The 12,917-nt window shown below is 60.4% G+C and carries 11 protein-coding genes; 5 read left to right on the top strand and 6 right to left on the bottom strand.

What is annotated here, in order from left to right; genetic code table 11:
• Positions 1 to 95: 95 nt before the first annotated feature.
• Entirely contained in the window at positions 96 to 2,624 is a 2,529-nt protein-coding gene (gene hrpB / locus ACCD02_RS10990) for an ATP-dependent helicase HrpB (RefSeq protein ID WP_413301244.1), read from the bottom strand.
• A gap of 362 nt (positions 2,625 to 2,986) precedes the next feature.
• On the opposite strand from hrpB, the gene ACCD02_RS10985 reads away from it, so the two are divergent.
• Positions 2,987 to 3,406, top strand: a complete 420-nt coding sequence (locus ACCD02_RS10985; RefSeq protein WP_413301242.1) for a polyribonucleotide nucleotidyltransferase — start codon at positions 2,987 to 2,989, stop codon at positions 3,404 to 3,406.
• A gap of 18 nt (positions 3,407 to 3,424) precedes the next feature.
• Positions 3,425 to 4,321, top strand: a complete 897-nt coding sequence (locus ACCD02_RS10980; protein WP_413301240.1) for a cation diffusion facilitator family transporter — start codon at positions 3,425 to 3,427, stop codon at positions 4,319 to 4,321.
• Here ACCD02_RS10980 and ACCD02_RS10975 read toward each other — a convergent pair.
• Positions 4,314 to 4,847, bottom strand: a complete 534-nt coding sequence (locus tag ACCD02_RS10975; RefSeq protein WP_413301238.1) for a DUF6515 family protein — start codon at positions 4,845 to 4,847, stop codon at positions 4,314 to 4,316. The two genes, ACCD02_RS10980 and ACCD02_RS10975, sit on opposite strands and share 8 nt — an antisense overlap.
• Positions 4,848 to 4,997: 150 nt before the next feature.
• Here ACCD02_RS10975 and ACCD02_RS10970 point away from each other — a divergent pair, with 150 nt between their 5' ends.
• The 3 genes from ACCD02_RS10970 to ACCD02_RS10960 all read left to right on the top strand — a co-directional run bounded on the left by ACCD02_RS10970 (position 4,998) and on the right by ACCD02_RS10960 (position 6,841).
• On the top strand, positions 4,998 to 5,555 hold the full coding sequence (locus ACCD02_RS10970; protein ID WP_413301366.1) for a hypothetical protein: 558 nt from the start codon (positions 4,998 to 5,000) through the stop codon (positions 5,553 to 5,555).
• A 399-nt stretch (positions 5,556 to 5,954) separates the two neighbouring features.
• Positions 5,955 to 6,434, top strand: a complete 480-nt coding sequence (locus tag ACCD02_RS10965) for an Lrp/AsnC family transcriptional regulator (RefSeq protein ID WP_259104736.1) — start codon at positions 5,955 to 5,957, stop codon at positions 6,432 to 6,434.
• A gap of 200 nt (positions 6,435 to 6,634) precedes the next feature.
• On the top strand, positions 6,635 to 6,841 hold the full coding sequence (locus ACCD02_RS10960) for a DUF2788 domain-containing protein (protein WP_413301236.1): 207 nt from the start codon (positions 6,635 to 6,637) through the stop codon (positions 6,839 to 6,841).
• Here ACCD02_RS10960 and ACCD02_RS10955 read toward each other — a convergent pair whose 3' ends face one another.
• The 4 genes from ACCD02_RS10955 to ACCD02_RS10940 all read right to left on the bottom strand — a co-directional run bounded on the left by ACCD02_RS10955 (position 6,842) and on the right by ACCD02_RS10940 (position 12,901).
• Positions 6,842 to 7,465 carry a pseudouridine synthase gene (locus ACCD02_RS10955; RefSeq protein ID WP_413301234.1) on the bottom strand — a complete coding sequence of 208 codons (624 nt, stop codon included), beginning with the start codon at positions 7,463 to 7,465 and terminating at the stop codon, positions 6,842 to 6,844. It abuts the gene before it with no gap.
• A gap of 77 nt (positions 7,466 to 7,542) precedes the next feature.
• Positions 7,543 to 9,015 carry an AMP nucleosidase gene (gene amn / locus ACCD02_RS10950; RefSeq protein ID WP_413301232.1) on the bottom strand — a complete coding sequence of 491 codons (1,473 nt, stop codon included), beginning with the start codon at positions 9,013 to 9,015 and terminating at the stop codon, positions 7,543 to 7,545.
• Between the two features lie 24 nt (positions 9,016 to 9,039).
• Positions 9,040 to 10,689: an acyl-CoA dehydrogenase family protein gene (locus ACCD02_RS10945; RefSeq protein ID WP_413301231.1), complete on the bottom strand. Its 1,650-nt coding sequence runs from the start codon at positions 10,687 to 10,689 to the stop codon at positions 9,040 to 9,042.
• Positions 10,690 to 10,918: 229 nt separating this feature from the next.
• Positions 10,919 to 12,901: a 7TM diverse intracellular signaling domain-containing protein gene (locus tag ACCD02_RS10940; protein WP_413301229.1), complete on the bottom strand. Its 1,983-nt coding sequence runs from the start codon at positions 12,899 to 12,901 to the stop codon at positions 10,919 to 10,921.
• Positions 12,902 to 12,917: the final 16 nt, after the last annotated feature.

Genomic DNA, 12,917 nt, shown 5'->3' with positions numbered 1-12,917 from the left:
ATATAGCCTGGCTATAGGCCATGAGTCGTGCTTCCGCATGGTTGGAAGGTAGGTTAAGCGTAAAAAGCTCAGATCGCCGGTTACATTTTTGTAAGCTACCGACTAGCTCCTCTCGGCTTCGCACGGGCCGTCGCCTCGGCAACTAATGGATCTTCGGGCCAATAGTGTTTTGGGTATCTGCCTTTAAGATCCTTCTTCACTTCAACGTAGGTGCTGCGCCAGAAATTGGCGAGATCCTGAGTGATCTGCACAGGCCTGCGGGCCGGCGACAAGAGATGCAAAACCAGCGGCTGCCTGCCCTGGGCTATGCGTGGGGTTTCTGCCAGGCCAAAAAGCTCCTGCAACCGCACAGCCAGGATGGGTGGATGCTGCGAGTAGTCGATGCGAATGCTCGAGCCGGAAGGCACATGGATCGTCTGAGGTGCCTGAGCCTCCAGTTCTTGTGGAAGTGGCCAAGGCAGGAGATTTCTGACTATCGAAGACAGATCCAACTGGCTGAAGTGGCTGAGCCTGGTGACTTTGCCCAGATACGGCGTAAGCCACTTTTCCAGTGTCTCCAAGAGGTTGGTATCGCCGAGATCAGGCCATTTGCTGGTGGACTGGCCGCTCTGGATATCCAGCTGACGCAGCAGATCGACCCGCGCCTGCCACTGACGCAACTCCGGAGTCCATGGAAGGAGTTCGATCCCCTTACGCCGAACCAGATTGACCAGCGCGAGCGAACGAGCCTGCTCATCCAGGCTTGGCAGAGGCGCTGTGGAAAGTACCAACTGCCCAACCTTCAACTGCCGCTCAGCCTTGAGCACACCTTCCCTTTCATCCCAATCAACCTCATCGACAGACCTCACAAGGTCAGCCAGCTCGCCGTCGAACAGGGCCGGATCAAGGTCACTCGCCAGGTAGATCCGCTCCTCACGCTGACCTTGCCGGCTACCCAGGTCGGCCACGACCAGCCACTCGTGATTGGTGAGAGCATCGGGCTCTGAGAACACGGCAGCCCGCCCGTTGGAGAGACGGTACTCAGATACGCTTGCACGCCTCTGGAGACCGATTCGGTCAGGGTAGGCGAATGTCAGCAGGCACCCTACCCATCTTGGGTGATCGGGCTCGCTTACGGGGCTGGAAGCCCTTCCACGTAGTAGGGTTCGATACTGCCGAGCAGACTGCTTCACCCGCTGGAAGGAGCCACCGCCTCGACGTGAATGTTGCTCGCCTGACAATGCACTCAGCCTGGTGTGAAGATCGGCACCCGCTCCGCGCAGAATGTCCTTCTCACCCAACAGCGCCGCGATGTTGCACGCCAGGTCATCCAACCCCATCGCATTGCCTTTGATGAGCATGTGAGCGATCCGTGGATGCGCTGGAAGCTCGCTCATGGCCGATCCGTGTGGTGTGAGTAGCCCGGCATCGTCGAGAGCCCCCAAGCGCTTCAGCAGGTCTCTGGCTTGGGCGAAGGGGGCGGATGGAGGTTGATCGAGCCAGGTCATCTCCTCGGGATTCATTCCCCACCGGGCCAACTGCAGCGCTAGAGCTGCTAGATCTGCCTGCAAGATTTCAGGGGTACTGTAGCCAGCCATTTGCTCGTGCTGCGACTCAGACCACAGGCGATAGCAGACACCTGGCTCCAATCGCCCTGCCCGCCCCACTCGCTGAATAGCGCCGGCCTTCGAGATACGCTGCGTATCGAGTCGGGTCATCCCGCTGCGAGGATCGAACTTCGGCACTCGTTCAAGACCACTGTCCACCACTACCCTGACGCCTTCGATGGTCAAGCTGGTCTCGGCGATGTTCGTGGCCAGTACGATCTTCCGGGAGCCTGCGGGTGCCGGGTCTATCGCGGCTCGCTGCGCGTTCAGGTCGAGGTCACCGTACAGCGGGCATACGATCACGTCTGGGCGACTGCTCAAGTGCTCCTTGAGAGCCTCTGCAACCCGCCGAATCTCTGCCTGCCCAGGAAGGAAAACAAGGATGCTTCCAGGCTGTTCTTCGATGGCGGCCAAGCAGGTGTCCGTTACTCGCGCATCGATTCGCTCGCCCGGCTGACAGGGGCTACCCCAAATCATTGAGACCGGATACATCCGCCCTTCACTGATGACCACAGGCGCATCATTCAGCATCTTTGCAAGCCGAGCACCTTCCAACGTTGCGGACATCAAAAGCAGCTTCAATGGCGGCTCATCACGCAGCAGTTCACGACTACTCAGGCACAGAGCCAGCGCAAGGTCGGAGTCGAGGTTTCGCAGGTGGTATTCATCGAAGATGACCACACCCACACCATCCAGCGCAGGATCATCTTGTAGCCGGCGAGCCAGGATACCTTCTGTGACCACTTCAATCCGGGTGCGCGGGCCTACCTTGCTTTCAAGACGAATGCGGTATCCGACAGTCTCACCAACCTTCTCACCCAGTTCACTCGCTAACCGCTCAGCAGCCGCCCGAGCAGCCAATCGGCGAGGCTCGAGCATCAGGATCTTCTGGTCACCAAGCCAAGGTTCGTTCAGCAGCGCCAGAGGCACGCGGGTGGTCTTGCCGGCGCCGGGTGGCGCTTCCAGTACGGCTTCATGGCGCGTCGCCAGGGCGTCACGCAACTGCGGTATAACGGCGTCAATGGGTAGGGAAATCATGCAGACTCCAGGGCTGGCCGCAGAGTATACGAGGCCTGATTGATCACTCCCAGAACTGCTGCAATCGCCGGCGCCTATCGAACAACGCACAACCCACCCAGTCACGAAAACTCTGTGGGAGCGAATTCATTCGCGAAAGCGGTATTTCAGGCGATACAAATTTGTCGGATGTGCCGGCCTGTTCGCGAATAAATTCGCTCCTACAGGATTTGCTCCCAGCCCCTCTCAAGGATTTACTGCTCGACAGCGCGGTGTCGAAGACGAGCCGGGACTTTCTACGGAGTCGCTTGAACAACGGGCAATCGCCCATAGTCTTAACCTTGCTTGTATATTGGCGTTCTTTCGTTCATCAGGAGCTTTTCATGCGCATTCAATCCCGTGTCCTCGGCGGCGTACTGGTCGCCACCCTGCTCGCTCAACTGACCGCTTGCGGCAGCATTTTCTACCCTGAGCGCCGTGGCCAGATCGACGGCCATATCGACCCGGCAATTGCCGCGCTCGACGCCATCGGCCTGCTTTTCTATATCATTCCCGGCCTGATCGCCTTCGGCATCGACTTCACCACCGGCGCCATCTATTTCCCCAACAACCAAACGTCCCAGGTCGATCCGCAAAAACTGCAGCCGGCCATCAATGCCGACGGCAGCGTCGATAACGTCAAATTGCAGGCCATCCTGAAAACCGAGCTGGGCCGTTCTCTGCCGTTGGACGACCCGCGTCTGATCCAGCACAAGGGCAGCGTGCAACAACTGGCGATGTTCGGTCTGTCGCCCTCGGCCTGAGCCTTATAAGGAAGCGTCATGAGCACCAGCCCTGAACACGCCCGCCTGCTGCGTCTGGCAACCCGGGCTTCCCTGGCCGTGGCCAGCATTCTGATCGTGGCCAAGGCCGTAGCCTGGTGGCTGAGCGGGTCGGTCAGCCTGTTGGCCGGATTGACCGACTCGATGCTCGATGGCGCCGCCTCGTTTCTCAATCTGCTGGCGGTGCACTATGCCCTGCGCCCGGCCGACGACGATCACCGCTACGGGCACGGCAAGGCCGAAGCGCTGTCGGGCATGGCTCAAGCGCTATTCATTGCGGTGAGTGCCTTCCTGATCGGCTTCCAGGCCATCGAACGCATCCAGCATCCAGAGCCGATGTCCGCTCCCGGGCTGGGTATCCTGGTGATTCTGCTGTCTCTGGCCCTGACTGCGGCGCTTCTGGTCCTGCAGCATCGGGTCGTCAAGGAAACCGGCTCGGCGGCCGTGCGCGCCGATTCTCTGCACTACCGCTCCGATATGCTGCTCAATCTCAGCATCCTCTGCGCTCTGGTGCTGGCCTGGTTTGGCTGGCAGCAACTGGATGCCTGGTTCGGCCTGGGAATTGCCGCGTATATTCTCTGGAGCGCGGTTCAGATCGCCAGGGAAACCGTGTCAGTGCTGATGGACCAGGAACTGCCGCTGGATGTCAGTGCGCGCATGGTGGAACTGGCGTGCAGCGTGCCCGGCGTACTCGGCGCTCATGACGTGCGCACGCGCATCTCGGGGAGCCACTGGTTCGTGCAGTTGCATCTGGAGTTGCCGGGGGATCTGACTTTGTCGGTGGCTCACGGTCTGTGCGACCTCGCCGCTGAAGCGATCAACCGCGAATACCCGAAGGCCGAAGTGCTGGTGCACGCCGACCCTCAAGAAGTGGTGATCAAAGCCGCCGTCAGTTGAAGTTGACGCTGTAACCGCGCTTGAGCAGGCAGTCGGTCATTGAGCGACGGTAGGCGTCAATCAGGCTCGGGTCCGGTTGGTAGGTGACATTGGCCGGATCGAGGCCGGTCTGTTGCACGGACAGGCTGTAGCACTCATAGCGGTCCTGGCCCATCTGCTCCTGACTCTGGCCGTTGACGGTGGAGAACTGCGGGTCGTATTGCGTTCCCGGCTGCTGCCCCTGTTGCACAGTCTGCTGTTGGATTTGCTGTGGCGCTGGCGCATAGCCCTGATCGACATTGGCCGGCGGGGTGGCCACAACATAGTCCTGGGTATCGGGCTGATAGGCGTAGTAGGTACCGGCGGCGAGGAACAGCAGCGCGCCGCCGACCCAGACTTCGCTGGCATAGGACGGCAGGCTGCGCACCCGTACGCCATAGGGCGGGGTGACTACGACATAGCGCGGACCTTGCGGGCGATACCAGTAGCCGCCGGAGTAGAAGTAATCCTGGCCGCGATACGGAATACGTGAATAGCCGCCCGGCACCCGGTCGATCTCGTAACCCGGCCGGTACTGCGGGCCTGGTCCCCAGCCATTGCCATGGCCATCAGGGCGCCCTGGCCAGCGGTCATTGGGCCGATAGTTATTGTTGTTGCGCGGGATATCGCGGTAGTAACCCTCGCGCGGCGGCTGGGTCTGCCAGGCTTCGCGCGGGCCACCCTGGATCGGCAGGTTGTTCTGACGCTGCTGCGCCTGCTGGCGTTCGATCTGACGCTGCTGATTCTGCTGTTCCTGGATCTGCCGCTCTTGATTACGCTGGTTCTGCTGAATCTGCTGCTGTTGCTGGCGTTCAACCTGACGCTGCTGATTCTGTTGTTCCTGAATCTGGCGCTGCTGGTTTTGCTGATTCTGTTGGATCTGCTGCTGTTGCTGACGCTCGACCTGGCGTTGCTGATTCTGTTGCTGCTGAATCTGCCGCTCCTGGTTTTGCTGAACCTGTTGGACTTGCTGCTGTTGCTGACGCTCGACGTTGCGCTGCTGATTCTGTTGTTGCTGCATTTGCTGTTGCTGCTGGCGCTGCACGTTGTTGTTTTGCTCGCGACGCTCGTTGGAGCCACGCAGTTGATCCTGGCGATGCGAATTGTCCTGCTCGTCCGCCATCGCCTGAACGCTGATGCCCAGACACAACAGAGTCACACCTGCCAACTGCCAGATGCCCGTTTTCATGCTTTCCTCACTGCCACGCGACAATAGATAAGAATTCGACTGCACTTTGCGCGCGTCGTTCGCCGCACTCTATCAGGCCGTACAGGCTTCACGCACAAGAAACGCGCGCAAAGAAAAAGGGGGCCACGTCTGGCCCCCTTTGGGAATTTCGTCCTGGCTCAACGCTTCTGGCGTCGGCTCACCTCATGCCGTCTTCTGGACAGTATGTAGCCCGGTAACCTGCCTGACCCTGTTGGGTCAGTGGTTGCAGCCGGCCTGATTCGGCGAGCCGCGCTGGACGCTGTGTCCGGGCAGTGATTCTGTGAAAAAGAATAGGCTTTCGGATGCGGCAGGGGATTGCGAATATTGCTCAATGAAATAGCGCTTGCGCAATTTTTACCTAAAGATGAATAATTCAGCGCAATCGAACGAATAAAGGGGAATCCCGTGAGCAAGCTCGACAGATATGACTTGAGCATTTTGGCGGAATTGCAGCGTGATGCCCGCATTTCCAATCAGGAACTGGCCGAACGCATCGGCCTGTCGCCTTCACCCTGCTCACGCCGGGTCAAGCAGCTGGAGGACGACGGCTACATTGTCCGCCAGGTCGCGCTGCTGGATCGCAAGAAGCTCGGCCTGAGCCTGACAGCCTACGTGCTGATCGGCATGGACCGCCACACGCCGGAGCGTTTCGAGCACTTCGAACAGCAAATCCGCAACCTGCCCCAGGTGCTGGAATGCAGCCTGGTCACTGGAATGGACGCCGACTATCAACTCAAGGTGGTGGTAGCGGACATGGATCACTATCAAAAACTGCTGCTTGGCCACCTGACCCGCATCGAAGGTGTGACCAGCGTACGTTCGAGCTTTGTGCTCAATCAAGTGCTGGCGAGTACGGAATTGCCGTTGACGCACCTGCGTACGTGAGGACCTTTGTGGGACCGGCTTTAGCCTGGAAGAGGCCGGTACATCCAACACATATCCAAGGTATTCAACACCGCCTTCCCGGCTAAAGCCGGTCCCACAGGCTCAATAGCAGATGAGCGCACCCTGCGTACATCGGCCGCAGGTACCGATTACCAGCGAGCGCCTATACTTGCCGCGCATTTTGCCAGCGGAGATGGGTGATGGATCCTGCGGTTTTCGAAGAATGGATGATGACCATCCTGGTCACGGTCCTGATCGGCTTCATGGGTTTTATCGTCTGGGACCTGGCGAAGAAGTCCAAGGCGGGCAAGTTCGGCACGTTTATCCTGTTCTTCGCCCTGGGTCTGGGGGTGTTCGCCTTCGTCATCAAAAGCGTGGTGATTGCTTATATTGAGTCCGGCCACTGATTACAGCTTCGCCGGCACTTCCCGCCACTGCCCCTGATCCAGCCCTTCGATACTCCAGTCGCCGATTCTGACCCGCACCAACCGCAGCGTTGGCAAGCCCACGGCAGCGGTCATGCGCCGCACCTGACGGTTACGCCCTTCCTTGATGATCAATTCCAGCCAACTGGTCGGCACGCTCTTGCGAAAACGTACCGGCGGATTGCGCGGCCACAGTTCGGGCTCGTCCAGCTGCCGGGCTTGAGCGGGCAAGGTCGGGCCGTCGTTCAGCTCGACGCCATCGCGCAGCTGCTGAAGCTGCTGCTCGCTCGGCTCGCCCTCGACCTGCACCCAATAGGTCTTGGCCAGTTTGTGCTTCGGATCGGCAATCCGTGCCTGAAGCTGGCCATCATTGGTCAGCAGCAACAGCCCTTCGCTGTCCCGATCCAGGCGTCCGGCCGGGTAGATGCCGGGGATCTCGATAAAATCCTTCAGGGTCGCCCGCCCTTCACCGTCACTGAATTGCGTCAGCACATCGAAAGGCTTGTTGAACAGGATCAATCGGGGTTCGGCAGGCGGTGCCTTGGCGACGCGGCGAGGTGCGGCGGCAACAGGGCGACGAGGAGCAGGACGTTGGGTGCGGGACATGGAGGTTTCAGATCATTGCAAACTAAAGAGGGCCACTGTAGTGGCCCTCTGCGTAGCTGGCAATTTCCAGCGGGCAATCAACGGAATGGCGGCTCGTCGAAACTGCGCAGTTTGCGTGAGTGCAGGGAGTTCAGTTGCGCGCGCAACAGGTCCAGGGCTGCGATGCCGATCTTCAAGTGCTGGCTGACCGCACGCTCGTAGAAGGCGTTGGCCGAACCCGGCAGTTTGATTTCGCTGTGCAGCGGCTTGTCCGAAACGCAGAGCAAGGTGCCATAAGGCACGCGCAGGCGGTAACCCTGGGCGGCGATGGTGCCGCTTTCCATATCCACGGCCACGGCACGGGACAGGTTGATCAACGGGCGTTCCTGGGCCCAGCGCAGCTCCCAGTTACGGTCGTCGTAGGTCAGTACGGTGCCAGTGCGCAGGCGTTTTTTCAGCTCGTCGCCGCGTTCGCCGGTGATCTGCGCTGCCGACTCCTGCAAGGCCATTTGCACTTCGGCCAGGGCTGGAATCGGAATATTCGGCGGCAGGACCCGATCGAGAATGCCGTCGCGACGCATGTAGGCGTGGGCCAGCACGTAGTCGCCGATAGTCTGGGATTGGCGCAGGCCGCCGCAGTGGCCAATCATCAGCCAGCAGTGCGGACGCAGCACGGCCAGGTGGTCGGTGATGTTCTTGGCGTTGGAAGGGCCGACGCCGATGTTCACCAGCGTCACCCCGTGACCGTCTTCGGCAATCAGGTGATAAGCCGGCATCTGATAGCGGTGCCAGACCACGCTGGCGACGATGGCCTGGGCCTCGCCATTGTCCATGCTCTTGTCGACCACGACGTTGCCCGGCAGGACCATGCGGATAAAGCGCGGATCTTCACGCAACTGCTCCAGGCCATGAAGAATGAACTGGTCAACGTAACGGTGATAGTTGGTCAGCAGAATCCACGGCTGCACATGGCGCCAGTCGCTGCCGGTGTAATGCACCAGGCGACGCAGGGAGAAATCCACCCGGGCGGCGTCAAACAGGGCCAGGGGCAAAGGGTCGGTATTGGCCCAGTCATGCAGGCCGTCGGCGATGCCATCGGTGGCGGCGGACAGGTCGGTGCTGGGGAAAACCCGCGCCAGGGCAGCGGCAGTAACGCCGGAGCCAGCCAGTTCATCACCCTGCTCGACCACGTACGGGTACGGAATATTCTGCTCGCTGACGCCGACTTCGACCGTGACGGTGAAGTCATTCATCAACGGGCGCAGCTGTTCCAGCAGGTATTTGCGGAAGGCTGCCGGATGAGTCACGGTAACGCTGTAAGTGCCGGGCAGTTGCACCTTGGCGTAGGCTCGGGTGGTCAGGGGCACTTCGCCATGAGCCACGTAGGTCAGACGCAATTCAGGATAACGAAACAGCGCGCGCTGCTCGGCATCGGGCTCGACGCGGTCTTTCAGGTAACGCTTGAGGGCCTGGCTCAGCGCCTTGGTCCCACGGTCATGCAGCTCGGCAAGCCGGTCCACGGCTTGCTCGGCGGTTTCAACGACAACAAAAGCTTCGGTCACGTTACGCATCCTGTCTGATCTTGCAGGTCATCATCATGCCACCTGCGGCGAAGCCCGCGCCACCAGCGCTTCGACATCGACACCTCGTGGCAATGCGCCATACACCCGTCCGCCCTCCCCCAGGCGTCCGGCAATAAACCCGTCACTGACGCTGGCCTCCCCGGCTTCCAGGAGCAATTTGGCCTGCAAGGCCAGGGCGATATCTTCCGTCAGTTGGCGAGCGCGGTACTGGATATCGCCGGTGTCCTTGAATGCGGCCTTCAACTGGCCGATATGCGCGGCCAGGCGTCGGTCGCCGTGACCATCACCCAGTTCATCGAAAAGGGCGTCCAGCACGCCGGGCTCCTTGGACAAGGCGCGCAGTACATCAAGGCATTGCACATTGCCGGAGCCCTCCCAGGTTGAATTGACCGGTGCCTCGCGATACAGCCGGGGCAGGATGCTGTCTTCAACGTAACCGGCGCCGCCCATGCACTCGGCGGCTTCGTTGATCATGGCCGGCGCCCGTTTGCAGATCCAGTACTTGCCCACCGCCGTGACCAGCCGGGTAAACCGCGCTTCATGGGAGTCATCCAGATGATCCAGCGCCCGGCCCATGCGCAGGCTCAGGGCCAGAGCGGCTTCGCTTTCCAGGGCCAGATCGGCGAGTACGTTCTGCATCAAGGGCTGTTCGCTGAGCAGACGCCCGCCGACCTGGCGATGGGCGCAATGATGGGTAGCCTGGGTCAGGGCCTGACGCATCAGGGCGCTGGAGCCGACCATGCAGTCGAAGCGGGTCATGGCGACCATCTCGATGATGGTCGGCACGCCGCGGCCTTCTTCGCCGATCATCCAGGCCAGGGCTCCGCGGAACTCCACCTCGCTGGAGGCGTTGGACCAGTTGCCCAGTTTGTTTTTCAGGCGCTGGATATAGAATTCATTACGGCTGCCGTCGGGGCGATGGCGCGGCAGCAGGAAGCAGGTCAGGCCCTTGTCGGTCTGAGCCAGGGTAAGGAAGGCATCGCACATGGGCGCCGAGCAGAACCATTTGTGCCCGACCAGTTCATAGGCTTGCCCCGGCCCGCCCGCGCCCACCGGCCAGGCCTTGGTGGTGTTGGCGCGGACATCGGTGCCGCCCTGTTTTTCGGTCATGGCCATGCCGATGGTGGCGCCGCCCTTCTGTTCGATACCGACATTACGCGGGTCGTATTCGCGAGCGAGGATCTTCGGCAGCCAGATCTCGGCCAGGTCCGGCTGCAGGCGCAGGGCCGGGACGCTGGCGAAAGTCATGGTCAGGGGGCAACCGCTGCCCGCCTCGGCCTGGCTATGCATATAGCTCATGGCAGCGCGGGCAACATGGGCGCCAGGCTGTGGATCGGTCCAGGGCAGGGACGGGATGCCATGTTCGATGGCCACTTTCATCAACTGGTGATAGGCCGGATGAAATTCGATCAGATCGATGCGATGGCCGTAGCGATCATGGCTGGCGAATACCGGTTTGTTCTGGTTAGCCAGAAACCCCGCTTCCATCAACGGCCCACCGGCCAAGGCACCATAGGCATCGATCCGCGAGCTCGCCCAACCGGCACCGAAACGCTGGGTCCAGGCCTGCAATGGCAGGTCGGCGCGCCACAGGTTCAGCCCATCCAGTGATGGCGGCTGGTTGGTGACTTCATGGGTTTCGGCGAACTGATGCAGGTTCATGGCGGTTCTCCCGGCTATTGCGCAAGAGTCGAAGTGAAGCACGGGCAGATGGCATTAAAAAGTGCCATTCAGGACGAAGTAGCGGGGGGTTATTCGCTCTCTCCCTCAGCACGCATTCCATGTAGGAGCCGGCTTGCTGGCGATGGCGTCAGATCAGGCAACAACCTTGTCGGCTCCAATATCGCAATCGCCAGCAAGCCGGCTCCCACAGTGAAAATAGCTTTTCAATTCAGGTAATTGCATTCTGTTTCAGGGGCACGTTCACATGCGTGCCGAACCTCAGCGGCAAGCGCAGGGTAAATCGACTGCCCTGCCCCGGAGTCGACTGATGGCTCAACTGCCCGCCCTGCAATTCGATCAGTTGCCGACAAATGGCCAGGCCGATGCCCAAACCACCGTGCTCCCGGGTCATGGAGCCGTCGACCTGGAAAAAACACTGATACAGGGTCGAGGCATGTTTGCAGTCGAAACCGATGCCGCTGTCGATCACATCAAGCAGCAGCCAGGCCTCACCGTTCGGCCCATATTCTGCACCCGCACGAAGTTGAATCGCACCTTCGCGGGTAAATTTGATCGCGTTATCCAGCAGACATTCCAGGCACTGACGCAGCCGGGCGGCGTCACCGAGCAGGTCATCGGGCAATTGGGCCTCCCGCGCGAAGAGCAGCGCCACGCCCTTGGCCTGGGCTGCGGGCAGGAACTGGCGATGCAATTGGGCGAACAGCCTCTCCAGAGAGAAAGGCCGCTGCTCGGCATGGAGCCGCCCGGCCTGCAATTCGGTAAGGGTAAGAATGCCGTTGATCATGCCCATCATGTCCTGGGCCGAACCGGCAGCTGTTTGCTGGTACTGGGCAAGTTCCTCGTTGAGCTCCAGCGTCTCCATCAATTCGAGGGAGCCAATCACGCCATTCATGGGGGTGCGCAGCTCATGGGTCAGGGTCGCGAGGAATTCGTCTTTAAGGCGGTTACTGGTGGCCAGTTCCAGGTTTAACTGCTCCAGGGCTTGTCCGGCTTCGAGCAGCGTCTGCGCCTGTTGCGCACGCATCAGATTGATCCGCGCTGCCAGAGCCAGGGACAGCAACGCCACTTCCAGGGCCGAACAGACCTGCCAGATGTACAGGGTAAACACGGTACTGGGCAGGCAGCCAATCAACATCAAGCCGTGGATCAGACTGCCCAGCAGAAAAATCGACCAGGCCACGACGAAATAACGCGCCAGGGACACGCCCTTTTTCAAGGCGACGATCCCGGCGGAAAGAATCACCATCGCGAAGCACATCACCAGCGCCGTGACGAGCCGCAAGGCAATGGTGCAGTCGGGTAACAACGACAGCAGCATCACGCCAACCGCAGCACCCATAACCAGACGTAACAGCCAATCGATCCATGTCCCCAGCCTGGTTGTCTGCAGGAAAGTGCGGGAGAACTGGCAAGCAAAGAACACCGAAGCCGCGACCAGAAACGGTGTTGCCGCATTGGTCCACCACGGGCTGTTCGGCCACAGAAACTCCACCCCGGTGCCGTTCACCGAGACCTGATAAAAGCCGAACGAGGCTATATACAGCAAGTAGTACAGGTAACTACGGTCACGCACGCCGAAGTAGATGAACAGGTTGTAGACCAACAGCCCGAACAGCACGCCATAACTCAGACCCCACACATAAATGCGCGCCGGCTGCGTTTCCAGGAAGGCGTGGCTGGACCACAGGTTGATCGGCACCTGGATCGACCCATGGCCGGCAACCCGCAAGTACAGGGTCATGGCCTCGCCGGGATGCAATGGCAGCGCGAACAGGTAACTGTTCTGCCTGATCTGCCGACTGGCAAACGGCAGCATATCGCCGGTGCGTACCGCCAGCTGCAACTGTCCGCTGGCGTCGGGCAGGTACAAGTCGACATAGTCCAGGGGCGGATAGGCCACATCCAGCAGCCAGTCACGGTGAACCGACAGGTTTTTGGGGCGATACAGCAGCTCGACTTTCAGCCAGAACGCCGAGCTGGAAAAACCGGCATTGAGGGCGTCAGCCTGCAGCGGCCGAAAAGCAGCCGCCAGGGCGGTGGAGCTGACCTCCTGGATCGAAGCCTGCCCGCCCGGGTCTTCCAGTACCTGCACGTCGGGGCCCAGCACCATCGTGCGGGTGTGCTCGTCGAACTCGACAGCAGCAGCCAGCAACGGCAGCCAGGCGACCAGGATTATCAGCAAATAGCGCATACGGCCCCAGCATGGC

Origin of the sequence: Pseudomonas sp. Pseusp88, assembly GCF_047303955.1 — a bacterium.
Lineage (GTDB): Bacteria > Pseudomonadota > Gammaproteobacteria > Pseudomonadales > Pseudomonadaceae > Aquipseudomonas.
This window is presented reverse-complemented; position numbering and strand designations above follow the sequence as displayed.

Bases quoted from the DNA above. Each gene is read 5' to 3' on its own strand.
- amn (WP_413301232.1), bottom strand. From the start codon at position 9,015: ATGCGTAACGTGACCGAAGCTTTTGTTGTCGTTGAAACCGCCGAGCAA.
- ACCD02_RS10985 (WP_413301242.1), top strand. From the start codon at position 2,987: ATGCGCATTCAATCCCGTGTCCTCGGCGGCGTACTGGTCGCCACCCTG.
- ACCD02_RS10945 (WP_413301231.1), bottom strand. From the start codon at position 10,689: ATGAACCTGCATCAGTTCGCCGAAACCCATGAAGTCACCAACCAGCCG.
- ACCD02_RS10955 (WP_413301234.1), bottom strand. From the start codon at position 7,465: ATGTCCCGCACCCAACGTCCTGCTCCTCGTCGCCCTGTTGCCGCCGCA.
- hrpB (WP_413301244.1), bottom strand. From the start codon at position 2,624: ATGATTTCCCTACCCATTGACGCCGTTATACCGCAGTTGCGTGACGCC.
- ACCD02_RS10960 (WP_413301236.1), top strand. From the start codon at position 6,635: ATGGATCCTGCGGTTTTCGAAGAATGGATGATGACCATCCTGGTCACG.
- ACCD02_RS10980 (WP_413301240.1), top strand. From the start codon at position 3,425: ATGAGCACCAGCCCTGAACACGCCCGCCTGCTGCGTCTGGCAACCCGG.
- ACCD02_RS10940 (WP_413301229.1), bottom strand. From the start codon at position 12,901: ATGCGCTATTTGCTGATAATCCTGGTCGCCTGGCTGCCGTTGCTGGCT.